Below are 23,131 nucleotides of genomic sequence, written 5' to 3'. Positions count from 1 at the left end.
CTGCAATGAAAAACCTTCTTCTTTGCTGCCTTGCTGCAACCTTAGCCGTCTCCTCCTGCCAGAAAACGAGCATCAGGCAGACGTTGGAAAAAGCCGGTGAAAACCGCCGGGAACTGGAAACCGTATTGGAACATTACAAAAATGAGCCGCTCAAAGAGAAAGCCGCACGCTTCCTTCTGGAAAACATGGACGGGCATTTCGCCCACACCGGTGAAGCCGTCGACGTGTACGACAATTACATGGACAGTGTGTTCCGCCATTGCAACGGAGACCGTGTGTTCTGGATTATGAAATACGATACTATCTTGCAACGAACAGGTCTGGATTTGGAATTAAGCCAGGACGAACGCCTGTACGATGCCCAATCCGTCACGGCTGACTTCCTGACCGAACATATCGACAGTGCATTCACCGTATGGCAACAGAACTGGAACAAACAATACAGTTTCGAAATGTTCTGCCGCTATGTGCTGCCTTACCGTATCGGGAATGAAAAGACAAGTCTTTGGAGGAAGACATTCACCGTGCCTTCATGGGTGCGCGAAGCATACGACCCCAACCAAGACAACTCCACCTATGCCTATGGCATGGCCAACGACATTCTGGGAGGCATGCGTTCCGTCATTTATTATCCTCCGCAATTCCTTCCCGACCTCCCCCTCACGGCACTCGAACATGTCAAGTCGGCTTCCTGCAAGGAATATGCACACCTGTGCGTGGCCGTACTAAGGGCGCACGGACTGCCTGCCACCATCGACTTCACACCACAGTGGGGCAACCGGAGCTTGGGGCATGAATGGTGCGTGTTCTTTCCCGACAACCATTCTTTCATCCCTTTCAATCCGGGGGAACGGCTCGGCGACCACTTCATGAAACGGAAGGAAGACCGGCTGACCAAAGTGTTCCGCCAAACCTACGAGAAACAGCAGGAATCGCTCTATATGCAGAACAAGGGAAAAGAGGAGATTCCCGACATCTTCGACACACCTTACATTATGGATGTGACAAGGGAATACACGGCCACTTCCGATGTGGAGGCGGAGTTGTACGACGACGCTGAAAGCGGCAGGTTCGTCTACCTGTCCGTCTTCGACAACCAAGACTGGAGCATCGTGCATTGGGGCACGCGCCACGGACGGAAAGCCACCTTCCGGGACATGGCACGAAACGTAGTGTACATGCCCGTACATTATTCCGAAGAAAACGGCACGGTTCCGGCCGGAGACGCTTTCCTTTTGGACTCGCAAGGAAATATCCACAAAATGACAGCAGACACCACGCAACGCACGACGGTGGAAGTGAAACGCAAATTCCGAGACGTACGTTCCAACCAATTCCTTCAGGGTGTAATCGGCGGGAAGTTCCAAGTGGCCAACCAGGAAGACTTCAGCGATTCGCTGACCATACATGTCATCCCGCACCTGAAGGACAACAAATTCCATGTCGTCCATCCCCGTTACACCGGCAAATACAGATATTTCCGTTACCTGTCACCGGACTGGTCGAGGGGCAACATGGCCGAACTTTATACGTTCAATGCCGCCGGCGACACGCTGAAGCATAAACGGCTGATAGGCAACTTCCACGTACGTCCCTGGTGTGGGCCGGAAAACCTGTTCGATGGCAATGTCCTTTCCTTCTACGACTCCCACGACGTGTACGGCGTATGGTACGGATGGGAACTGGAACAGCCGGAAAACGTGGCACGTATCGTATTCCTGCCGCGTAACGATGACAACTTCATCCGCGAAGGCGAAGAATACGAATTGTTCTATTGGAACCACGGGACATGGATGTCATTAGGGCGCAAGACGGGGAATTTCGAGGCGGTATTGAAATACGACAACGTCCCGGCCCAGGCCTTGTTCCGCCTGCACAACCGTACCAAAGGCTCGGAAGAAAGAATCTTCACTTACGAAGACGGAAAGCAAATCTGGTGGTAACCCTTGGGTATCTACACAGGGATTTTACAAAAAGACCCTTCATCTTTCAGGCTTCATGGTAATCCGTTCATAATATTGATATTACAGGCTGAAGGATGTTTCAGGCATCCTTCAGCCAAGCTTCATCTTGTTCGGCGCAGAACGAAAAATCGTTTGCCTGAGATTGAAAAATCATTCGGCTGAGAACGAAAAACGAATCTCAGCCGAATGATTTTTCATTTGCCTCATGATGAAAATCCGCTTTCTGCAATGAAAGGAAACTGAAAGATGGCCGCCCTATTCTTCATCCCATAACAAACTATACAACAAGAAGTTGACATATCTCCTGAAAGATGAAGGATCTTTTCTGAAAAACCTTGGGAGGGAAAACACGCGGGACGTGGAAACTATAAACACATAAAAAAAGCATCCATAATCCTTGAATTACCGATGCCTTGATGTTTTGTCGGGATGACTGGATTCGAACCAGCGACCACTCGCCCCCCAGACGAGTACTCTAACCGGACTGAGCTACATCCCGTTTGCGGGTGCAAAAGTAGAAATTGTTTTTGAATTCTCCAAATAAATTTCTACTTTTGTGCTGGTATAACCCACATTTTAGGCAAAACATGCAAATCAGACTTACCGCGCCGCCACACCTGCGGCATAAAACCATACTGCCGGCTAGCAAAAGCATCAGCAACCGGGCACTCATCATCCATGCACTGGCCGGAGGAAAAGACTTGCCGGAAAATGTGTCGGACTGCGACGACACATTCGTCATGGTAAGGGCATTGACGCAAACCGACGACCCCATCAACATCATGGCGGCCGGTACGGCCATGCGTTTCCTTTCGGCTTACTGGTCTGTGAACGAGGGGACACATACCCTGACCGGTACAGCCCGGATGAAACAACGCCCCATCGGCATCTTGGTAAATGCCCTACGGACACTGGGCGCACAAATAGAATATGTGGAAACGGAAGGTTATCCCCCCCTGCGTATTTCCGGCGGACTGCATGAGGGAGGTCGGCTCAGCCTGCCGGGAGACGTGAGTTCCCAATACATTTCTGCTTTGCTGATGATCGGTCCGGTCCTAAGAAAGGGCTTGGAACTGGAACTGACCGGACAGGTCATTTCACGCCCCTACATCGACCTGACCCTGAAATTGATGAAAGACTTCGGTGCACAAGCGGAATGGACAGACGAACAACACATTAAGGTGGAACCGCAACCTTACCGCCCGACACCCTATTATATAGAAAACGACTGGAGCGCGGCATCTTACTGGTATGAAATAATGGCACTGACACCCGACAAAGACGCAGAAATCATACTGACCGGCCTGTTCGCAGACAGTGCCCAAGGAGATTCTGCCGTACACGGCCTGTTCGAACCTATAGGCGTGCACACGGAATTCTTCTGTGACGACGACGGGATGCCATTTGTCAAACTGACCAAACACCCCATCGCCACGGAACGCCTGGAGTATGATTTCGTCAACCAACCGGACTTGGCACAGACATTCGTAGTCACGTGTGCCATGTTGGGAATCCCGTTCCGTTTCACGGGTCTTCAAAGCCTGAAAATCAAGGAAACCGACCGCATCTCCGCGCTTATCCGCGAACTGGAAAAACTGGGGTATCCCTTGCATGAAGCCTGCGGATCAGAATTATTCTGGGACGGGCAACGCACTGAAGTCCGGCCACATCCGGCCATCGACACCTACGAAGACCATCGCATGGCCATGGCGTTCGCACCTTGCTGTTTCGCCGTTCCCGAAATATATATTAATCATCCGCAAGTGGTCAGCAAATCTTATCCCCATTATTGGGACCACTTGAAAGAAGCGGGATTTGAAATTACGGCCTTATGATTATCATTTACATTCTTATAGCCCTTGCCGCTGCGGCCGTCATTGCTTTCGTGGCCGGCAGTTTGCGCAACCGCTCGCTGAAAAAGAAACTGGCACAAGGCGAAATCAGCGAAATGCCAACCGTGGTACAACCGCCACAGGAATGTTGCGGACAGCACGAAGTATGCGAAAAAGAAAGCCTGCTAGCTGCCGTAAGCAAACAAATAGAGTATTACAACGATGAAGAACTCGACCGTTTCCGGGGAAAGGACGCTTCTGCGTATAGCGAAACGGAAATAGACGAGTTCAGAGATATCCTCTATACGATGCGTGACGATGAAGTGGCAGGATGGGTGCGCAGCCTGCAACTGCGCGGCGTCCCCCTGCCCGACGCATTGAAAGACGAAGTATTCCTTATTATCGGGGAAAGGAGATTCGACCACGCATGAGCATCCTGTCTTACACTTTCTTCCAGAATGCCCTGTTGGGCAGCCTATTGGCTAGCATCCTTTGCGGACTGATAGGCACTTATATCGTTGCACGGCGGTTGGTTTTCATCAGCGGCGGCATCACCCACGCCTCGTTCGGTGGTATCGGCATCGGAGTTTACCTCGGATTTTCCCCCATACTCTCTGCAGCCGTGTTTTCTGTCTTGTCAGCCTGCGGCATACAATGGTTCAGCCACCGCCGCGACATGCGCGAAGATTCGGCCATCGCCATTTTCTGGACTTTAGGCATGAGCATCGGCATCATTTGCAGTTTTTTGGCACCGGGCTTCACTCCGGAGCTGTCCTCCTATCTGTTCGGCAATATATTGACTGTCACCCCCTCGGACCTTTATTTGTTAGGCACATTGGCACTCATCGCCACGGCTGCTTTCACATTCTTTCTCCGTCCGCTCGTTTCCATTGCTTTCGACACTGAATTTGCCCGTTCGCAACATCTTCCTGTCACCATGGTGGAATATCTGATGATGGCCTTCATCGCACTGACCATTGTGGCCTGCCTGCGCATGGTGGGCATCGTGTTGGTCATCTCCTTGCTGACCATCCCTCAAGTGACGGCCAATATTTTCACGCACAGCTTCAAACGCATGGCACTGCTCTCCATCGTGACAGGCTACAGCGGCTGTCTGGGCGGCCTTTACTTGTCGTACCATTACAATATACCATCGGGTGCCTCCATCATTTTCGTCTCTATACTCATCTATTTGGTGTGCAAAGGAATTTCATGGTCGATTCCTCGGTGGAAAAGGCAATAAAAAACATGTTTTTCAGTTATCTAACTATGTAAAGAGCGCATTGGAAAAAAGGTTTCTACATATCATTGCTTCCGGATTCGTCTTCCTATCCCTTCTGACGGCGTGTTCCACGAAAAAGAATACGTCGGGTACCCGTTTTTACCATGCCATGACGGCACGGTTCAATACGTACTTTAACGGGGCAGAGGCTTTCAAAGAAGGAGTCCTGGAACAACAGAAAGGACATAAGGACAATTACACCGATTTATTGCCCATGTATGCCGTGCGAAATAAATCGACGGCAGCCATGGGAAAGTCCAACTTCGAGACCACCATCGAAAAATGCGAGAAAGCCATCAAGCTGCACTCTATAAAGGCCCGGCCGAAATCGAACGTCAACAAGCGGAAAACAGCCAAGGAAAAAGCCTACATGGCCCGCAAGGAGTTCAACCCATTCTTGCGGCATGCCTGGCTGCTCATGGGGAAAGCGCAATTCCAACAGGGCAATTTCATCGAAGCGGCCTCCACGTTCAATTATATCAGCGGACTGTATGCCGGACAGCCTGAAATCGTGTCCGTGGCCCGGGCCTATCTGGCCCGTTGCTACGTAGAACTGGAATGGCCTTACGATGCAGAGGATGTCTTTCATAAGATTCAGCGCGACAGTACCGGCAGTGAAGGGAAACGGGAATTCAACGCCTCATACGCCGATTACCTCATCTTCGTGAAACAATACAAAGAGGCTATTCCTTATTTACAAAAAACCGTCAAGAAAGAAAAAAGCAAACAGCAACGCGCACGCCTGAACTTCCTGTTGGGACAGTTGTACCACGAAACGGGAAACAAAGCAGAAGCCTACAAGGCCTTGCGGCGTGTCATACGTGCCAATCCTCCATACGAATTGTCTTTCAACGCCCGTATCCTGCAAACCGAAACCATGGCTAGCGGAAACCACAATAAAATGGTGAAGAAATTGCGACGCATGGCCAAGAACAAGAAAAACAAGGACTATCAGGATCAGATTTATTATGCCATCGGCAATATCTATCTGGCCAACCGGGATACTGCCCGGTGTATCGGGGCATACGAAACCGGTGCCAAAGAAAGTACACAGAACGGCATTGCCAAAGCCATGGTATTGTTGCGTCTGGGTGAGATTTACTGGGACAAAGAGGACTATATCAACGCACAACGCTGTTACGCCGAACTGGTCGGCATATTGGACAAAGAAAACGAAGCTTACAAAGAGGCGGAACGCCGCTCAGGTATCCTGACCGAACTGGAACCCCATTTGTCGGCCATCAAACTGCAAGACAGCCTGCAATGGTTGGCCAAGTTGCCCGAAAACGAACGTAACGAGGCCATCGACAAAGTCATCGAAGCCTTGAAAAAGCAAGAAAAAGAAGAGGCACGCAAGGCCATGCAGGCCGAAATGGCTGCCAATATGCCCAAAACTCCGACAGCCACCCCCACCCCGCCTACGGGAAACCGCAGGGCGCAGGCGGGAGCTTCCGGACAAACCGGCACGTGGTATTTCTATAACCCGTCGGTCGTAGCCCAAGGCAAACGTCAGTTCCAACGCACATGGGGCAAACGCCCGTTGGAAGACAACTGGCGGAGAAGCCATAAGAACGAGGACCGCACGGAAGATTTCGGAGAATATGACTACAGCGAAGAGAGCGACAGCCTGATGGCGGCACAAGCCGACAGCATCGCCTTGGCCGACAGCATTGCCGAAGCCCAGGAGCGTATGGCCGACTCATTGGCCAACGACCCGCACAACCGGGAATATTACCTGCAACAGATCCCGTTCACGGAAGAGCAGCTGCAAGCCTCCAACGACATCCTGCGCGACGCGCTTTATCAGGCCGGCATCCTGGAAATGGAGAGACTGGAAAATTTCGGCTTGGCACGGCGTACCCTGTTGCGTCTTATCGAAACGTTCCCGGACGTAGCCGACAAAGACAACGTGTACTACCATCTATTCCTTATCAACGGCCGACTGAATGACATGGCCGAAGCCGAACAGTATAAACAGCGGCTCATCGAGGAGTTCCCGGACAGCCGGTATGCCATCATGCTAGCCAACCCCAAATACGAGCTTTACGCCAGGCAGGGCAAGCACATAGAGGATTCCCTGTATGCCGCCACATACGAAGCCTACGGCAAGAACGAATATGAGGAAGTGTTCCGCAATTATTCCATTTCGACTTCGGATTTCCCGGAGGGGGCACACCGCGCTAAATTCATGTTCATACAAGCCATGAGCCAATTGTACGGCGGAGAACGGGACAGCTTCTTGGTCACGTTGAAACAAGTCATTGAGAAATATCCGAAAGACGAAGTAACGGAAATTGCACAAAGTATCGTGAAAGGCATTCAGGAAGGCCGGTCGCTGACCGACGGGAAATACGCGGCAAGCGACATCTGGAGCCGACGTTCGCTGACGGCCCTGCAAGACTCCACAGCCGAAGCGCAGCAATTAAGCGACGAACGCCTCAGCAACTTCGTATTCCTGTTGGCCTATCCGGAAAACAGTCTGGACGAGGACCAACTGTTATATGAGATGGCCCTGTATAATTTCACCAGTTTTATGGTACGCAATTTCGACATCGACATCGTGAAATCCGACGGGTTGGCACAAATGCGCGTCAGCGGTTTTCTCAACTATGACGAGGCGCACGCTTACGCCCAAAAGCTATATGCCGATCCGCACATGAGTGTCGTGCTTAAAAACATACGTTCCGTCATCATCTCCGAAAGCAACCTGAAACTGTTGGGCACGGTCTTCAGTTTCGAAGATTACAAGAAGTTCTACGATGAGAAGTTCGCACCGCTGCAAGTGCCGGAGGACCTGAGACTGGACGAACCTACTTCCATCGAAATCCGTACGCCAGACGACGAACCGCCTGCCGGAGACGAAGAATACGAAGAAGAGGAGGAAGACACGGACAGCGGTATTATTTTCTAACATACGAAACCATTACAATGATGAACAACGGTTTATTACTTTGGGTAGACGATGAAATAGAATTGCTGAAAGCGCATATTCTTTTTCTCGAAAAGAAAGGATACGAGGTAGAAACCGTATCCAACGGGCAAGATGCACTGGACAAGTGCAGCGAAACGGCCTACGACCTGATTCTGCTAGACGAGAACATGCCCGGCTTGAGCGGGTTGGAGACCTTGTCGCGCATCAAGGAAATCACACCGGTCACGCCGGTGGTCATGGTGACGAAGAGCGAAGAGGAGAATATCATGGACCAAGCCATCGGTTCCAAAATTGCCGACTACCTCATCAAGCCCGTCAACCCCACGCAAATCCTCCTGACCCTGAAAAAGAACATCCATAAGAAGGAAATCGTCACAGAGGTGGCTCAAAACGCCTACCAACAGAACTTCGGAAAGATTGGCATGCAAATCAATGATTCTTTGACATTCGACGACTGGAAAGAGGTGTACAAGCGATTGGTATACTGGGAACTGGAGCTATCTGAAACCGACAGCAACATGGACGAAATGCTAAGCATGCAGAAAACGGAAGCCAATCTGGCTTTTGCCAAATTCATAAGCAAACACTACGAAGAGTGGATTACCCACCCCGAAAACCGTCCGCTGATGAGCCCGGATATCTTCAAAACCCAAATATTCCCCCTGCTGAACCAAGGGGAAAAGGTATTCCTCATCGTCCTGGACAACTTCCGGTATGACCAATGGCGCACGCTCAGTACGGAACTGGCTGACGCTTTCCTCATCGACGAAGACATTTATTGTAGCATTCTGCCCACTGCCACACAATATGCGCGCAACGCCATCTTCTCCGGCCTGATGCCGGACAAGATTGCCCAAATGTATCCGGATCTTTGGGTGGACGAAGACGAAGAAGAGGGTAAGAACCTGAACGAAGGACCGCTCATCCAGACGCAGTTGGAACGTTACCGCCGTAAGAACACATTCAGTTACCATAAAATCAATGACTCCACTGCGGCCGATAAACTTATCGGCCAGTTCAAACAGTTGGAAAAATATGACCTGAACGTCGTCGTATTCAATTTCATCGACATGCTTTCGCATGCCCGTACAGAATCCAAAACCGTACGGGAACTGGCCTCTAACGAAGCGGCCTACCGCAGCATCACCCAAAGTTGGTTCCGCCACTCCGCCGTAAAAGACCTGTTCAAAGCTTTGGCCGCAAGCAACTATAAAATCATCGTCACGACCGACCACGGCAGTATACGGGTTAAATCCCCGGTTAAAGTTGTCGGTGACAAGAACACCAACACTAACTTACGTTATAAACTAGGCAAGAACCTGAAATACAACCCTAAGGAAGTTTTTGAAATCAAAGAACCGCGCAAGGTGTTGCTCCCCTCTCCCAACCTGAGTACGGCCTATATCTTCACGTCGGGCGACAGTTTCTTTGCCTACCCGAACAATTACAACTACTACGTGTCCTACTACCGGGATACATTCCAACATGGTGGCATCTCCATGGAGGAGATGCTCATTCCCCTCATCACTTTGCAAAGTAAGAAAAGAATTTAAAAACATATAGATATGGAAATCAAAATTGATTCTTTAGATCACATCCACGAGGCCGCCCGGGAATTCATCGCGGCCATGGGTGACAACACCGTCTTTGCCATGTACGGCAAGATGGGAGCCGGCAAAACCACCTTCACCAAAGCCGTATGCGAATGCCTCGGCGTGGAGGATGTCATCAACTCGCCCACTTTCGCCATCGTCAATGAATACCGTTCGGACAGCGGCGAACTGATTTACCATTTCGACTTCTACCGTATCAAGAAACTGGAAGAAGTGTACGACATGGGCTACGAAGACTATTTTTACAGTGGTGCGCTTTGTTTCATCGAGTGGCCGGAACTGGTGGAAGAACTGCTTCCGGGCAATACGGTGAAAGTAACCATCGAAGAAAACGAAGACGGTTCGCGCACAGTGAGATTCTGACAGTTCGCAATAGATAAAAAAATAATAGATATTTTCTTTGAGTTACCAAAAAGAATACCTATATTTGCAATATAACGGAAAAGAACAAAGAAGGACAGTTTTAATATGCTGCAAATGTTCTTTCATAAACCTTAATTATGCAAAAATATACTTTCTCATATCAATATGGGAAATGCCCCTGATGCAATAGGGCGTGGAAGTGATTCCGCGCCCTATTTTCATGTATGCCCTACATCACAACTTCCATAAAACATCTTACTTTTCCGTATCCAAAAGCAATCCGCTAATTCACAACCGGACACGAAACAAAAATCAATCTCCGCAGAACGGGAAATCGTTCTGCGGAGATTGATTTTCTAAATGGTGCGACAGCAACCTTGTCTTACATTTTCATTAATCCAAATCGCCGCCTTTATAATCTTAGAAGTCAGGTTTAATCTTCCTCTCCGAAAGACTCCCCGTATTCCAACTCGCCCTGGACTACCCACAGGATATCCTCAGCCGCAAAGTCGCCCATCTTATCTTTACGGGCCTGACTGACGACGTAATCCACTATTTTGTCCTGGTCGATTTCTATATAGCCATCCTTGTCGGGTGCCGCATCCAGAATACCGCTATTGGCATAATACTCTACGATGACATCCAGAAAGTAATAAAGTTCTTCGTCCGTAAACTTGTCCTTTACTTCTTGCGGCAAGTAATTTTTGATGAACTCCACCGTACGGGCATCGTCCTCGGCATCTTGCAGGAGTTCCTGTTCCAAACTGTCCATAACCTATATCTTTAAAGGATGGCCTTCAACTTTTCCTCGAAAGTACTCTTCGGGGCCGCACCGACTTGCTTGTCCACCACCTCGCCGTTTTTAATGAAAATCACGGTAGGCACGTTGCGCACTCCGAAACGCATGGCCAAGCCGTCGTTTTCCTCCACATCGCACTTGCCGATGACGGCTTGTTCCTTATATTCTTCAGCCAATGCCTCGATATCCGGTCCGATTTTCTTGCACGGGCCACACCATGTCGCCCAGAAATCCACTACCACAGGCTTACCTGAAGCCAACAACTCTTCAAAATTTGAATCTGTAATTGCTAATGCCATTGTACTATTCCTTTTAATCGTTTGTTATTACCGACAAATATACTAATTTATTTTATATGACAGGGCGGGTTTACTTTGAATATAAGAAATTAAATCCTTTTTAACTGACACTTTCGCCAACTTGGATTGCATGGTCAGGTTCATCTGTCCCAAGGGGTCAAGGATGTGAAAATAAAGGTCGGTATTGCCGGGGCACTCCTTCACGACATCGGAAAGCGAAAGCACGATATCCTCATCCAACGCATCCAAGGCCACGGTTATCGTAATCTTCTCTACCAAAGTATCTTTCACATCTGCCAGAAAATCAATGCGCCCAATACGGAAATCCAGTTTGGAAGGCTCCCATTGCCGGGGTTGGCATTTGGCTGTGATATAGAGCGTATTCCCCACATCCATATATGAGCCCCATGTAGGCCAATCCTGTCCGAACAGAGCTAGCTCGTAGGCTCCCGTGAAATCCTCCATCGTCACGATGCCATACGGCTTGCCCGTCTTGGAGATGCCCTTCCGTACGGCCGTGACCATGCCGCCCAACGTGAGGTCCATATTGACAAACTGTTCCAAATCTTTCAAATCCGCCATGTGCACGTTGCACACATTTTGAAGTATGACGGCATAATCGTCCAACGGATGGGCGGACAGATAAATGCCGACCAAGTCGCGCTCCTTGTTCAAACGCTCCAACGAGCTCCACGGTTCGGCCTGCGGCACTTCCGGCGTAGCGATTTCCACCATGTCCATATCCCCGAAAAGTGAATTCTGCACGGCATCTTTGTCGGTCTGGTAGCGCGAACCGTAACGTGCCAACTGGTCGATAAAGCTCTCCCCTTTGGCATTCACGCCGAAATACTGTTCACGGGTAATCCCCTCAAAACAGTCGAAGGCACCCGAAAGTACCAAACTTTCCAGATTGTTCCGTTTCACAGCCCCGCTCGGCACACGTTGAATGAAGTCAAAAATGTTCTTATAAGGTCCGTGAGCTTCCCGTTCTTTCACGATGGCATCCACTGCCGAGTCGCCCAATCCCTTGACGGCTCCCAGTCCAAAACGGATATTTCCGTCCACGTCCACACTGAACTTCCGGCGGCTGATGTTGACATCCGGCCCCAAAGTATTGATACCGATACTTTTACACTCGCTCATCAGCTTCGTAATGTCGGTAATGTTCGCCAAGCTTCGGCTCATTACGGCTGCCATGTACTGGGCCGGGAAATTAGCTTTCAGGTAAGCCGTCTGGTAAGCCACCCAAGAATAGCACGTGGCATGGCTCTTGTTGAACGCATACGAGGCAAACTTCTTCCAGTCCGCCCAAATCTTTTCCAACACTTTCGGGTCGTGGCCATTCTTCTTTCCGCCCTCGATGAACTTGGGATACATGTGGTTCAGCTTTTCTATCAGCTTCTTACCCATAGCCTTACGCAATGTATCGCTCTCGCCTCGCGTAAAATCGGCCAACTGGCGGGACAGCAACATCACCTGCTCCTGATACACCGTGATACCGTATGTGTCTTTCAGATACTTCTCCATACACGGTATGTCGTATTCCACCGGTTTACGCCCCTGTTTACGGTCGATAAAGTCGGGTATATAATCCATCGGCCCCGGACGGTAAAGCGCATTCATGGCGATAAGGTCCTCGAATGTGGAAGGCTGCAATTCGCGCAAATACTTCTGCATGCCGGGAGATTCGAACTGGAACGTCCCTATGGTACGCCCGTCGCAATACAGACGATAGGTGGCCGGGTCCGTAATGTCCAATGCGTCCACGTCTATTTCCATCCCGAGACTGTCGTAGATGTTGGCCTGGCATTCCTTGATGATGGAAAGGGTCTTCAACCCCAGAAAGTCCATCTTGATCAATCCTGTGTCTTCAATCACGGAACCTTCGTACTGCGTACAGCGGAGCTTCTCTCCCGTTTCCTTGTCCTCGGCTGTGCTGACCGGCACCCAATCGGACACGTCGTCACGACAGATGATTACACCGCAGGCATGCACGCCCGTGTTCCGCACATTACCCTCCAGCATCCGGGCATAACGGATGGTGTCGCGCAACAATGGATTCGGCGATGCCTCGGCCTGTTGCAACTCCGGAATGCACGAGATGGCATTCGGGAGATTCATTTTACGCGACTTGCCGTTTTCGTCGTCCGGCAACTTGTCCGGTATGAGCTTGCACAATCCGTTGGAAATGTCCAACGGCAGCTTTTCCACCCGGGCCACATCCTTTATGGCCAGTTTCGTGGCCATAGTACCGTAGGTGATGATATGCGCCACTTTCTCTTCACCGTATTTCTGCGTCACCCAACTCAAGACCTTTCCGCGTCCGTCATCATCGAAATCCACGTCGATATCGGGCAATGAAATACGGTCGGGGTTCAGGAAACGCTCAAACAGCAAATCGTATTCAATGGGGTCTATTTTCGTAATGCCCAAGCAATAGGCCACTGCAGAACCGGCCGCCGACCCACGTCCCGGTCCCACGGACACGTTCAACTCGTGACGTGCGGCATTGATATAATCTTGCACGATGAGGAAGTAACCGGGAAAACCCATCGTCTTCATCACGTGCAACTCGAAGTTGATGCGTTCCCGTACATGCTCCGGCAACGGGTCACCGTAAAGCTTGGCCGCCCCGATATAAGTCAGCTCAGCCAGATAATCGGCTTCCAACTTCAAACGGTAAAGCTTGTCACAGCCGCCCAGTTTCTTCACTTTCTGTTCGGCATCCTCGCGGCTGAGCACCACGTTGCCATTCTCGTCGCGGGTAAACTCCTCAAACAAGTCCTCATCGGTATATTTCTTCCGATAACCCTCTTCGGTTCCAAATTCTTCCGGAATGGCAAAGTTCGGCATAATCGGCGCATGGTCGATGCTGTAAAACTCCACTTGGTCGCAAATGTCGCAAGTGTTGGCCAATGCCTCCGGCACGTCTGCAAACACTTCATTCATTTCTGCCCGCGTCTTGAACCATTCCTGTTTGGAATAAAGCATACGTTTCGGGTCATCCAAATCTCGGTTGGTGCTCAGGCAGATCAAACGGTCGTGCGCCTCGGCATCCTCCTGCTCCACAAAATGGCAGTCGTTCGTACAGACCAACTTCACGTCATATTTACGGGCCAGTTCTATCAATCTCGCATTGGCTCGTTGCTGCAATGGAAAAGTCTCACGGTTGGCCCGTTGGTCCGGATCTTTCACCTCATGGCGCTGAAGTTCCAGATAATAGTTGTCTCCAAACACGCGTTTGTACCACTGCACCGCTTCTTCAGCCCCTTCAAGGTCGCCCGACAGTATTTTCCGGGGAACTTCACCGGCTATACAAGCAGAACAGATGATTAGTCCTTCCCGATGCGCCTCCAATTCAAAGCGGTCTGTACGCGGACGCACATAAAAACCGTCTGTCCACGATTTGGAGACCAACTTGACCAAGTTATGATACCCCGTTTCATTTTTGGCCAACACGATTAAATGATACCTCCGCCCGTCCTTCTCTTTTTCCATCTGATCCAGACGACGAGGTGCCACATACATTTCACAACCGAATATCGGTTTGAACAAACGTTTCCGAGCCGCCGCCAACTCCACGCGAGCCGTGGTCAACTGGTCGGCAACCGAAGGAAACTCCGGTTGCTCCTCCGGCACGAAATTCGCCTCAGCCGGTATCGGCTCATCATTCGCTTCCGCCCGCCGTCTCAGTTCATCGGCCTCTTTCTGCTTCTTTTTCTGCCCGTCCACCCATTCTTTCAGAGCCGCATCCTCACCGTTCTCCAACAAGGCGATACGCTTCTTCCACATTTTGATGTCCGCATTCGTACCGCTGTTTTTTTTGGTCGTATAATTAAAAAACTCCTTGATGGCCATCATGTTGCCATGGTCGGTAATGGCCATTCCGCGCATACCGTCTTTCATCGCCTTGTCAACCAAACGCGACACGCTGGCCTGACCATCGAGAATGGAATACTGGGTATGCACATGAAGATGTACGAAGTCCTGCATAATAAATATGAATTTGGTAAAAACAGAAATCGTGGGTAAAGTTACGCCACATTAAGGAAACCAACAAAAGAAACCTTTGTTTTTTAACATAAAAGACTTTTTAGGGGCCGCCCCTTGAAAAAGAAAGTACGGAATTTTGCATTTTAACGGAATATAGCTACCTTTGTCCTTTAATATAAGGGGAAAACTCCATGGGACGAAAATTGAATAAATTAAAAAAAATCAGAATACATCGGGAAGGCACGCACACGCTCATTGCGGGTGCTGGGGGACTACTTCTGTTTAACGCCTGCCTTTACTATGCATTTGAATGCAAGCTCCCGTTCTATGTTTCTGCAACCGTATGCACGGTCATCTACCTCATCGTAGTCAATTTCTTCCGATGTCCGATCAGACGTTTCGAGGGAGACACGGAAAACGTTGTCGTAGCTCCGGCCGACGGTAAAATCGTCGTGATAGAGGAGGTGGACGAAAACGAATATTTCCATGACCGCCGGCTAATGGTTTCCATTTTCATGAGCTTGACCAACGTGCACGCCAACTGGATTCCGGTGGACGGCACCGTAAGGTTGGTGGAACATCACGACGGAAACTTTCATAAGGCTTGGTTGCCCAAAGCCAGCATTGAGAATGAACGTTCCACCATCGTCATCGAAACACCGGACGGTGTCTTCATCATGGCACGGCAGATTGCCGGTGCCATGGCTCGGCGCATCGTGACATACGCCCGCGAAGACGAAGATTGTTATATCGACGAACACATGGGATTCATCAAGTTCGGTTCCAGAGTCGACCTTTTCCTTCCGGTCGGGACCAAAGTCAACGTCAAATTGGGGCAAAAGACGGTGGGTAATGAAACCATCATCACCAAATTATAATAAAATGTCATATGGCAAATATCATCATACGACAGATTCCCAACAGCATTACTTGCTGCAACCTGATTTCCGGCTGTATGGCTACGGGTGCAGCTTTCTACGGTAATTACAGTTGGGCGTTTCTGCTCATTGTCATAGGAGCCGTATTCGATTTCTTCGATGGGATGTCGGCTCGCGTGCTGAAAGTATCCTCCCCCATAGGAAAGGAATTGGATTCGTTGGCAGATGTAGTGACCTTTGGAGTAGCCCCTTCGGCCATGATATTCCATCTGTTCCATCGGGTGGTTTATCCTGATTTCATGGAGCCGCTGCGCGACGTGATGCCCTATACGGCATTCCTTATGGCGGCATTTTCGGCTTTGCGGTTAGCCAAATTCAACATCGACACGCGGCAAACATCGTCTTTCATTGGCGTACCGACCCCGGCCAACACCTTGTTTTGGGCTTCGCTGATTGTGGGCAACTATGGATTTTTGGTTTCAGAAAAGTTCAATGCTTTCTTCCTTTTCATGTTCATGTTGCTATCCTGTTTCCTTTTGGTAGCGGAGATCCCCATGTTTGCCCTCAAATTCAAGAACCTTTCCTGGCAAGACAATAAAATTAAGTTTATTTTCATCCTGACTTGCATCCCCATGATTATCTTTTTGGGATTCAGTTGTTTTGCAGCCATCATCGCATGGTACGTCATCCTCTCTGTCCTGACTGCACGACAGAAAACTCACTGACTTTGGCACGGTTCTTGTTCATCAGTCTGGCAACAAAGCATAAAAAATCATATTTATGACAGGTCCTTTAGGATGTATATTCGGTTTACTTTTTGCCTTTTTGGCCTTCCTGCTCATTATGGTCCTTAATATAGCCAGAAGAGTACGGAACATCATGTCTTCATTTTCTCCCAAGAACCATAAACAACAGTCTTCATCCCGTAATCCCCACGGGCAAACCACGTCGCAAAACCACTCTCAATCCTCGTCCCAAAGTTCGCACAAAATATTCGATGACAACGAAGGGGAGTATGTGGATTACGAGGAAATCAAATAAAAGAAACCTAACGTTTCCCCTTAAAGAAGTCTTTCAGCAAAGCCACGGCCTCGTCCGCCATCACACCACTCACCACTTCCGTTCGCGGATGTATGGCTTGGGGTGCAAACATCTTGTATCCTCTTTTTTCATCCGTTGCCCCGTAAACCAGACGTTTCACCTGTGCCCATCCGATGGCCCCCGCACACATCACACACGGTTCCAAGGTCACATAAAGCGTACATTCGTTCAAATATTTTCCGCCTAAAGCATTGGCAGCCGCCGTAATCACCTGCATCTCGGCATGGGCGGTCGCATCCGTCAACGTTTCCGTCAGGTTATGTGCACGCGCCAGAATACGGTCGCCGCAAACCACAACAGCCCCTACCGGTATTTCATCCTCATCGTAAGCACGCCGCGCCTCTTCCAGCGCTTTTTTCATGTAAAAAGCATCATCTGCCATATCTTCACAATTTAGTACATGCAAAAGTAAGATTTCTGCAAGGATTCACCAATATTTTTAATAAATTTGCAGCACGGGAATCCAATAAATCGAAATGGCCGCACACAATGAACTGGGAAAAGAAGGAGAACGACTGGCTGCAAACCATCTGCAATCAGAAGGTTATGTCATCCGACACCGGAACTGGAGGTGCGGGCACAAGGAATTGGACATCGTGGCCGAAAAAGACGGCACACTGGTCTTCGTGGAAGTAAAAACCAGAAAAGACGTTTTATTCGGACTCCCCGAAGACGCCGTCACAAACGGGAAAATACGACGCATTGTCAGTTCGGCCGACGCCTACTTGCGCAAATATGCCATCGACCTCCCGGTACGCTTCGACCTCATCACCGTCGTAACGGGAGAAAACGGGCTCCCCCGGCTAAGGCATATAGAAGATGCCTTTTACCCGCCGCTATACTGACCTGCAACACGATTAGAATATTTTGAATATGACGCATTCACTTTACATATTGGACGATTCGCCATGGTTCGAATGGATACGGCTCCACTCGACAGGCTCCACCATCGATTTCCTGAAACATTATCGTCCAGTTTCTCCGAAAGACATGATTCTGGCCACGGCTGACTTCCAGACTGCCGGACGAGGACAAGCCGGTAATTCTTGGGAATCGGAAGCCGGTAAGAACCTTTTGTTCGGCCTGCTCTTCCATCCCCGCGAAGTGGAAGCCAAGCGGCAGTTCATCCTGTCCCAAGCCATGGCACTGTCTGTCTGCGAAACATTGTCCGGCTATGCCAAAGACATCTGCGTCAAATGGCCGAACGACATCTACTGGAAGGACCGGAAAATCTGCGGCATGCTCATCGAGAACACCCTGATAGGAAGATGCATCGAGAATTGCATCATAGGAGCCGGCATCAATATAAACCAACAAACGTTCTGCAGCGATGCCCCCAATCCGGTCTCGCTCCGACAAATCACAGGAAAAGAAGAGGAACCGGTATTCATCTTAGCCGACATCATCAAACGTTTCAAGGACTATTACCGGAACATCCAACAAGGCCGAACGGAGGACATCGCCCGTAGCTACCGGGAACAGCTTTACCGATGCAACGGTTTTCACCTTTATCAAGACGCGGACGGTGTTTTCGAAGCCGAAATCCACGACGTGGAACCTACCGGGCACCTGGTCCTGACCGACAGGAACGGCATTACACGAAGATACGCCTTCAAGGAAGTAAGCCACCTGATACCGTCGGGCACAAACCCGTCCGCCCCATTCGTACTTTAACCAACCAAAATACTTTATTATGGCTAAATTCAAAAGGATACTCCTCAAACTGAGCGGCGAGAGCCTCATGGGAGAACAACGTTACGGCATCGACGAAAAACGTCTGGCCGAATATGCGGAACAAATCAAGGAAGTGCACGACATGGGCGTGCAAATCGGCATCGTCATCGGCGGAGGCAACATTTTCCGCGGCCTGAGCGGTGCAGGCAAAGGATTCGACCGCGTCAAAGGCGACCAGATGGGCATGTGCGCCACGGTCATCAATTCGCTCGGACTGAGCAGCGCGTTGGGGGCCATCGGCGTGAAAAGCCGCGTGCTGACCGCCATCCGCATGGAGCCGATCGGCGAGTTTTACAGCAAATGGAAGGCCATCGGATACATGGAAGCCGGAGAAGTGGTCATCATGAGCGCCGGCACGGGCAACCCTTATTTCACGACCGACACAGGTTCATCGTTGCGCGGCATTGAAATCGAAGCCGACGTGATGCTTAAAGGGACGCGTGTGGACGGCGTGTACACGGCCGACCCGGAAAAAGACCCCACGGCCACGAAGTTCAGTGAAATCACATACGATGAAATCTACCACAAGGGCCTGAAAGTAATGGACCTCACCGCAACCACGATGTGCAAGGAGAACAACCTGCCCATCTATGTCTTCAACATGGACGTGTACGGAAACCTAAAAAAAGTAATGGAAGGAGAAAACATCGGGACTTTGGTACACAACTGATTCAGCATCTGCTCCAAAACGACCGATACATAAAACGCAATGCCCGCCATGCCGAACACATGACGGGCACTTTTATACCCCCATAACGGAAATCAGTGAGATACAGAATCCGAGAACACGTTAATCACCACCACACCGGCAATAATCAAAGCCAACCCCAACACGGCCGGCCAGTCAAGATGTTGCTTAAACACCGTGGAACCGATGACGGCTATCAGCACGATTCCCACGCCCGACCAAATGGCGTATGCAATGCCCACCGGGATGTGTTTCAGCACCAAGCTAAGGCAATAAAAAGCCGCCGCATACCCGACTACCGTCACCACCGAAGGCCAAAACTTCGTAAACTGCCCGCTTTGTTTCAGAAAAGAAGTTGCCACCGTTTCAAAAACAATGGCCATCAACAATACCAAATAACTCTTCAGCATATCCCTCTCTTTTTAGAATGAAGCTACAAAGATAGGTTTTTAAGTGAAAAAGAACAAATAAGATGAAAACGAGTACCATGCCAGAAGACTTTCCGATAATTCCTCCCCCGTTTTATTGCAGATGAATAAAAAATCCGCTACTTTTGTTTTTCAAAGTATCATAGTATCAATATATCATCTTAACAAAAGAACAGATTATGGCAGATTCAAAGACTATCCTTGACGAAGCGCAGGAGAAAATGGACATGGCGGTAATGTACCTGGACGAAGCCTTGGCGCACATCCGTGCAGGAAAGGCCGACATCCGTTTGCTCGACGGCATCCGTGTGGATTCCTACGGTTCCATGGTACCCATCAATAATGTGGCAGCCGTCAACACACCCGATGCCCGCAGCATCGCCATCAAGCCGTGGGACAAAAACATGTTCCGCGCCATCGAAAAAGCGATTATAGATTCCGAATTGGGCATCATGCCGGAAAACAACGGTGAAATTATCCGTATCGGCATCCCGCCCTTGACCGAGGAACGCCGCAAACAGCTGGCCAAACAATGTAAGGCCGAATGCGAAACGGCAAAGGTCAGCGTACGCAACGCACGCCGCGACGCCATCGATGCCCTGAAAAAAGCAGTGAAAGACGGCATGGCTGAAGACGAACAAAAGAACTCGGAGGCCAAATTGCAAAAGGTGCATGACAAGTACATCAAACAAATCGATGACTTGTATGCGGCCAAAGACAAAGAAATCATGACCGTCTGATGCGAGGGCTTGTCATCCGTAATACAGGGAGTTGGTACGTCGTCCGCACGGACGACGGCCAACTTGTTGATTCTAAAATCAAAGGCAACTTCCGCCTGAAAGGCATACGCAGCACCAACCCGGTGGCGGTAGGCGATTTTGTGCAAATCACCGTCAATGCGGAGGGGACGGCTTTCATCACAGAAATAGAAGACCGTAAGAACTACATCATCCGGAAAGCTTCCAACCTGTCCAAACAAAGCCATATTATCGCAGCCAACGTAGACCAGGCTTTTTTAATCGTAACCGTCAGCCATCCGGAAACTTCCACCACCTTCATCGACCGTTTCCTGGCTTCGGCCGAAGCGTACCGCGTTCCGGTATCGCTCGTTTTCAACAAGACCGATTGCTATGATGCCGACGACCTCCGTTACATGGAAGGCATGATGCACCTGTACACCACCATCGGCTATCCCTGCCATGCCTGTTCGGCCTTGCAGTCTACCGGCATCGGCGCGCTGCGCGAAAGCTTAGAAAAACGCACCACCCTGTTCTCCGGCCATTCCGGCGTAGGGAAATCTACCCTACTGAACAAACTGATACCCGACCTGAACCTGCGGACTGCAGAAATTTCAGCCGCACACGACACGGGCATGCACACCACGACATTCAGCGAGATGTTCAGCTTGCCGGGCGGCGGTTACGTCATCGACACCCCGGGCATCAAAGGATTCGGCACATTCGACTTCGAGAAAGAAGAAGTGGCACACTACTTCCGCGAAATTTTCCAGATTTCGGCAGACTGCAAATACAACAATTGCACGCACACCCATGAGCCGGGCTGCGCCGTACGCCGCGCCGTAGAGGAACACCTCATCAGCGAAAGCCGCTATGCCTCTTATCTCAACATGTTGGAAGACCAACATGAAACCAAATACAGGCAAGGTTACTGACCCCTAAAACCCCAAGACCATGGAAATATTTACGCTTATCATCTTATTCGCCCTATGCGCCATCCTGCTCGCCATAGAGTTGTTCGTCTTCCCGGGCATCAGCATAGCGGGCATAGCGGCAGCTTGCTGCCTCGTAGGTGCCAACTACGTAGCTTTCAGTTGGTTTGGACTGGCCACCGGACTGTGGGCCTGCGCAGCATCCATCGTAGCCTGCGGACTGTTGGGCTACTGGCTAATGCACTCCAAGACATTGGAGAAATATTCGCTCCACAAAAGTATCGATTCCACGGCAGCCTCGGCGGAACAACTTTCCGTACGCCCCGGAGACGAGGGAGTGGCCATTACCCGGCTCGCCCTCATCGGTAACGCGGACATCGGCGGCCGGACCGTGGAAGTCAAATCGGCCGACGGTTTCCTGGACGAAGGCACTCCCGTAGTAGTAGTTCGCGTAGAGGATGCCCAAATCACCGTCAAAAAGAAATAAACATATTATTCACCCTTTAATTTTCTGATATCATGTTATTAGATCCAATTGTTTTTCCGGTGGTCATCGCCATCGTCGCCATCATCTTTCTGGCGATATTCTTTCATTTCGTACCGTTCTTCCTTTGGCTCTCCGCCAAAGTATCGGGCGTGCGCATCTCGTTGATACAGCTCTTCCTGATGCGCATCCGCAACGTGCCGCCCGGTGTCATCGTGCCGAGCCTCATCGAGGCCCATAAGGCCGGCCTGAAGAACATCACCCGCGACAATCTGGAAGCCCACTACATGACGGGCGGACATGTGCAACGCGTAGTACATGCCTTGGTTTCGGCATCAAAAGCCAACATCGACCTGCCTTTTGAAAAGGCCACGGCCATAGACCTGGCGGGCCGCGACGTGTTCGAGGCCGTGCAGACTTCCGTCAACCCGAAGGTAATCGACACGCCACCCGTAGCCGCCGTAGCCAAAAACGGTATCCAGTTGATAGCAAAGGCCCGCGTCACCGTACGCGCCAACATCCACCAACTTGTGGGAGGTGCAGGCGAGGACACCATCCTGGCCCGTGTAGGCGAAGGCATCGTATCTTCCATCGGTTCGGCCGAAAACCACGAGCAGGTTCTGGAAAACCCGGACTCCATCTCCAAACTGGTACTCAAAAAGGGTCTGGATGCCGGTACGGCTTTTGAAATCCTGTCCATCGACATCGCCGATATCGACGTGGGTAAGAACATCGGTGCCACCCTGCAAATCGACCAGGCCAACGCCGACAAAAACATCGCGCAGGCCAAGGCCGAGGAACGCCGTGCCATGGCCATTGCCGCCGAACAGGAAATGAAAGCCAAGGCGCAGGAAGCCCGCGCCGAAGTCATCCAGGCTGAAGCCGAAGTGCCCAAAGCTTTGGCACAAGCCCTGCGCGACGGTCACATGGGTTTCATGGACTACTACAAACTGGAAAACCTGAAAGGCGACACAGCCATGCGTGAGAACATCGGCAACCTGACGAAAGACGGGATGAAAGATATTCTGAAGTAAACCGGACATCATTTTCCCTATCACCCCATAAACCTCTT

General features: G+C 50.3%; 22 protein-coding genes and 1 tRNA gene. 17 read left to right on the top strand and 6 right to left on the bottom strand.

Annotated elements, in window-relative coordinates; all coding sequences use genetic code 11:
* Window positions 1–5: 5 nt before the first annotated feature.
* The gene (locus HMPREF9442_RS13695) at window positions 6–1,943 is read left to right on the top strand and encodes a transglutaminase domain-containing protein (protein ID WP_008629722.1); all 1,938 of its coding nucleotides are present in this window, start codon (window positions 6–8) and stop codon (window positions 1,941–1,943) included.
* A 445-nt stretch (window positions 1,944–2,388) separates the two neighbouring features.
* On the opposite strand, the gene HMPREF9442_RS13690 is transcribed toward HMPREF9442_RS13695, so the two are convergent.
* Window positions 2,389–2,463, bottom strand: a tRNA-Pro gene (locus HMPREF9442_RS13690).
* A gap of 88 nt (window positions 2,464–2,551) precedes the next feature.
* Between HMPREF9442_RS13690 and HMPREF9442_RS13685 the strand changes: the two genes are divergently transcribed.
* Genes HMPREF9442_RS13685 through tsaE form a run of 6 tightly spaced genes read left to right on the top strand, consistent with a single transcriptional unit; the run spans window position 2,552 to window position 9,986 of the window.
* Window positions 2,552–3,799: a 3-phosphoshikimate 1-carboxyvinyltransferase gene (locus HMPREF9442_RS13685; protein WP_008629719.1), complete on the top strand. Its 1,248-nt coding sequence runs from the start codon at window positions 2,552–2,554 to the stop codon at window positions 3,797–3,799.
* On the top strand, window positions 3,796–4,227 hold the full coding sequence (locus tag HMPREF9442_RS13680) for a hypothetical protein (RefSeq protein ID WP_008629718.1): 432 nt from the start codon (window positions 3,796–3,798) through the stop codon (window positions 4,225–4,227). Before HMPREF9442_RS13685 ends, HMPREF9442_RS13680 begins: the two co-directional genes overlap by 4 nt.
* The gene (locus HMPREF9442_RS13675; protein WP_008629717.1) at window positions 4,224–5,039 is read left to right on the top strand and encodes a metal ABC transporter permease; all 816 of its coding nucleotides are present in this window, start codon (window positions 4,224–4,226) and stop codon (window positions 5,037–5,039) included. Before HMPREF9442_RS13680 ends, HMPREF9442_RS13675 begins: the two co-directional genes overlap by 4 nt.
* 40 nt (window positions 5,040–5,079) lie before the next feature.
* Window positions 5,080–7,989, top strand: a complete 2,910-nt coding sequence (porW, locus tag HMPREF9442_RS13670; RefSeq protein WP_253271118.1) for a type IX secretion system periplasmic lipoprotein PorW/SprE — start codon at window positions 5,080–5,082, stop codon at window positions 7,987–7,989.
* Window positions 7,990–8,009: 20 nt separating this feature from the next.
* The gene (porX, locus tag HMPREF9442_RS13665; protein WP_172604778.1) at window positions 8,010–9,563 is read left to right on the top strand and encodes a T9SS response regulator signal transducer PorX; all 1,554 of its coding nucleotides are present in this window, start codon (window positions 8,010–8,012) and stop codon (window positions 9,561–9,563) included.
* 12 nt (window positions 9,564–9,575) lie between these two features.
* Window positions 9,576–9,986: a tRNA (adenosine(37)-N6)-threonylcarbamoyltransferase complex ATPase subunit type 1 TsaE gene (gene tsaE / locus HMPREF9442_RS13660; RefSeq protein ID WP_008629712.1), complete on the top strand. Its 411-nt coding sequence runs from the start codon at window positions 9,576–9,578 to the stop codon at window positions 9,984–9,986.
* 433 nt (window positions 9,987–10,419) lie between these two features.
* On the opposite strand, the gene HMPREF9442_RS13655 is transcribed toward tsaE, so the two are convergent.
* The 3 genes from HMPREF9442_RS13655 to dnaE are packed head-to-tail and all read right to left on the bottom strand — an operon-like array spanning window position 10,420 to window position 15,077.
* Complete coding sequence (locus HMPREF9442_RS13655; protein ID WP_008629709.1) at window positions 10,420–10,758, bottom strand: hypothetical protein; 339 nt, start codon at window positions 10,756–10,758, stop codon at window positions 10,420–10,422.
* 11 nt (window positions 10,759–10,769) lie between these two features.
* The gene (gene trxA / locus HMPREF9442_RS13650; protein ID WP_008621241.1) at window positions 10,770–11,084 is read right to left on the bottom strand and encodes a thioredoxin; all 315 of its coding nucleotides are present in this window, start codon (window positions 11,082–11,084) and stop codon (window positions 10,770–10,772) included.
* A 42-nt stretch (window positions 11,085–11,126) separates the two neighbouring features.
* A complete protein-coding gene (gene dnaE / locus HMPREF9442_RS13645; RefSeq protein WP_008629708.1) occupies window positions 11,127–15,077 on the bottom strand; it encodes a DNA polymerase III subunit alpha in 3,951 nt (1,316 codons plus the stop codon).
* A gap of 191 nt (window positions 15,078–15,268) precedes the next feature.
* On the opposite strand from dnaE, the gene HMPREF9442_RS13640 reads away from it, so the two are divergent.
* The 3 genes from HMPREF9442_RS13640 to HMPREF9442_RS13630 are packed head-to-tail and all read left to right on the top strand — an operon-like array spanning window position 15,269 to window position 16,996.
* Window positions 15,269–15,955 carry a phosphatidylserine decarboxylase family protein gene (locus tag HMPREF9442_RS13640; protein WP_008629707.1) on the top strand — a complete coding sequence of 229 codons (687 nt, stop codon included), beginning with the start codon at window positions 15,269–15,271 and terminating at the stop codon, window positions 15,953–15,955.
* Between the two features lie 11 nt (window positions 15,956–15,966).
* A complete protein-coding gene (pssA, locus tag HMPREF9442_RS13635; protein ID WP_087944127.1) occupies window positions 15,967–16,680 on the top strand; it encodes a CDP-diacylglycerol--serine O-phosphatidyltransferase in 714 nt (237 codons plus the stop codon).
* Window positions 16,681–16,735: 55 nt separating this feature from the next.
* Window positions 16,736–16,996, top strand: coding sequence for a DUF4834 family protein (locus HMPREF9442_RS13630; RefSeq protein WP_040603181.1), 261 nt, complete (start codon window positions 16,736–16,738; stop codon window positions 16,994–16,996).
* Between the two features lie 7 nt (window positions 16,997–17,003).
* Here the strand turns inward: HMPREF9442_RS13630 and HMPREF9442_RS13625 are convergent, their stop codons facing one another.
* A complete protein-coding gene (locus tag HMPREF9442_RS13625; RefSeq protein WP_008629703.1) occupies window positions 17,004–17,438 on the bottom strand; it encodes a nucleoside deaminase in 435 nt (144 codons plus the stop codon).
* A 94-nt stretch (window positions 17,439–17,532) separates the two neighbouring features.
* Here HMPREF9442_RS13625 and HMPREF9442_RS13620 point away from each other — a divergent pair, with 94 nt between their 5' ends.
* From HMPREF9442_RS13620 to pyrH, 3 genes are read left to right on the top strand one after another with little or no spacing between them, the layout of a single operon-like run.
* Entirely contained in the window at window positions 17,533–17,901 is a 369-nt protein-coding gene (locus tag HMPREF9442_RS13620; protein WP_008629701.1) for a YraN family protein, read from the top strand.
* Between the two features lie 28 nt (window positions 17,902–17,929).
* The gene (locus tag HMPREF9442_RS13615; protein ID WP_040603180.1) at window positions 17,930–18,730 is read left to right on the top strand and encodes a biotin--[acetyl-CoA-carboxylase] ligase; all 801 of its coding nucleotides are present in this window, start codon (window positions 17,930–17,932) and stop codon (window positions 18,728–18,730) included.
* Window positions 18,731–18,749: 19 nt separating this feature from the next.
* Window positions 18,750–19,460, top strand: coding sequence for a UMP kinase (gene pyrH / locus HMPREF9442_RS13610; RefSeq protein WP_008629699.1), 711 nt, complete (start codon window positions 18,750–18,752; stop codon window positions 19,458–19,460).
* 92 nt (window positions 19,461–19,552) lie between these two features.
* Here pyrH and HMPREF9442_RS13605 read toward each other — a convergent pair whose 3' ends face one another.
* Window positions 19,553–19,885 (bottom strand): DMT family transporter, encoded by a 333-nt coding sequence (locus tag HMPREF9442_RS13605; protein ID WP_172634414.1) that lies wholly within the window; start codon window positions 19,883–19,885, stop codon window positions 19,553–19,555.
* A 200-nt stretch (window positions 19,886–20,085) separates the two neighbouring features.
* Here HMPREF9442_RS13605 and frr point away from each other — a divergent pair, with 200 nt between their 5' ends.
* Genes frr through floA form a run of 4 tightly spaced genes read left to right on the top strand, consistent with a single transcriptional unit; the run spans window position 20,086 to window position 23,093 of the window.
* Window positions 20,086–20,646 carry a ribosome recycling factor gene (gene frr / locus HMPREF9442_RS13600; protein ID WP_008629691.1) on the top strand — a complete coding sequence of 187 codons (561 nt, stop codon included), beginning with the start codon at window positions 20,086–20,088 and terminating at the stop codon, window positions 20,644–20,646.
* On the top strand, window positions 20,646–21,578 hold the full coding sequence (gene rsgA / locus HMPREF9442_RS13595) for a ribosome small subunit-dependent GTPase A (RefSeq protein ID WP_008629690.1): 933 nt from the start codon (window positions 20,646–20,648) through the stop codon (window positions 21,576–21,578). The genes frr and rsgA overlap by 1 nt, the downstream gene beginning before the upstream one ends.
* Before the next feature lie 19 nt (window positions 21,579–21,597).
* A complete protein-coding gene (locus tag HMPREF9442_RS13590) occupies window positions 21,598–22,062 on the top strand; it encodes an NfeD family protein (protein WP_008629689.1) in 465 nt (154 codons plus the stop codon).
* A 32-nt stretch (window positions 22,063–22,094) separates the two neighbouring features.
* Entirely contained in the window at window positions 22,095–23,093 is a 999-nt protein-coding gene (gene floA, locus HMPREF9442_RS13585; RefSeq protein ID WP_008629688.1) for a flotillin-like protein FloA, read from the top strand.
* The last annotated feature ends 38 nt before the right edge of the window (window positions 23,094–23,131 follow it).

This window comes from Paraprevotella xylaniphila YIT 11841 (genome assembly GCF_000205165.1).
Taxonomy (GTDB): Bacteria; Bacteroidota; Bacteroidia; order Bacteroidales; family Bacteroidaceae; genus Paraprevotella; species Paraprevotella xylaniphila.
Note: the sequence above shows the minus strand (reverse complement) of the source record. Positions and strands in the feature narration are given on the sequence as shown.

Coding starts and splice junctions, on each gene's coding strand:
- HMPREF9442_RS13695 (WP_008629722.1), top strand. CDS start 6: ATGAAAAACCTTCTTCTTTGCTGCCTTGCTGCAACCTTAGCCGTCTCC.
- HMPREF9442_RS13685 (WP_008629719.1), top strand. CDS start 2,552: ATGCAAATCAGACTTACCGCGCCGCCACACCTGCGGCATAAAACCATA.
- HMPREF9442_RS13680 (WP_008629718.1), top strand. CDS start 3,796: ATGATTATCATTTACATTCTTATAGCCCTTGCCGCTGCGGCCGTCATT.
- HMPREF9442_RS13675 (WP_008629717.1), top strand. CDS start 4,224: ATGAGCATCCTGTCTTACACTTTCTTCCAGAATGCCCTGTTGGGCAGC.
- porX (WP_172604778.1), top strand. CDS start 8,010: ATGAACAACGGTTTATTACTTTGGGTAGACGATGAAATAGAATTGCTG.
- tsaE (WP_008629712.1), top strand. CDS start 9,576: ATGGAAATCAAAATTGATTCTTTAGATCACATCCACGAGGCCGCCCGG.
- HMPREF9442_RS13655 (WP_008629709.1), bottom strand. CDS start 10,758: ATGGACAGTTTGGAACAGGAACTCCTGCAAGATGCCGAGGACGATGCC.
- trxA (WP_008621241.1), bottom strand. CDS start 11,084: ATGGCATTAGCAATTACAGATTCAAATTTTGAAGAGTTGTTGGCTTCA.
- dnaE (WP_008629708.1), bottom strand. CDS start 15,077: ATGCAGGACTTCGTACATCTTCATGTGCATACCCAGTATTCCATTCTC.
- HMPREF9442_RS13640 (WP_008629707.1), top strand. CDS start 15,269: ATGGGACGAAAATTGAATAAATTAAAAAAAATCAGAATACATCGGGAA.
- pssA (WP_087944127.1), top strand. CDS start 15,967: ATGGCAAATATCATCATACGACAGATTCCCAACAGCATTACTTGCTGC.
- HMPREF9442_RS13630 (WP_040603181.1), top strand. CDS start 16,736: ATGACAGGTCCTTTAGGATGTATATTCGGTTTACTTTTTGCCTTTTTG.
- HMPREF9442_RS13625 (WP_008629703.1), bottom strand. CDS start 17,438: ATGGCAGATGATGCTTTTTACATGAAAAAAGCGCTGGAAGAGGCGCGG.
- HMPREF9442_RS13620 (WP_008629701.1), top strand. CDS start 17,533: ATGGCCGCACACAATGAACTGGGAAAAGAAGGAGAACGACTGGCTGCA.
- HMPREF9442_RS13615 (WP_040603180.1), top strand. CDS start 17,930: ATGACGCATTCACTTTACATATTGGACGATTCGCCATGGTTCGAATGG.
- pyrH (WP_008629699.1), top strand. CDS start 18,750: ATGGCTAAATTCAAAAGGATACTCCTCAAACTGAGCGGCGAGAGCCTC.
- frr (WP_008629691.1), top strand. CDS start 20,086: ATGGCAGATTCAAAGACTATCCTTGACGAAGCGCAGGAGAAAATGGAC.
- rsgA (WP_008629690.1), top strand. CDS start 20,646: ATGCGAGGGCTTGTCATCCGTAATACAGGGAGTTGGTACGTCGTCCGC.
- HMPREF9442_RS13590 (WP_008629689.1), top strand. CDS start 21,598: ATGGAAATATTTACGCTTATCATCTTATTCGCCCTATGCGCCATCCTG.
- floA (WP_008629688.1), top strand. CDS start 22,095: ATGTTATTAGATCCAATTGTTTTTCCGGTGGTCATCGCCATCGTCGCC.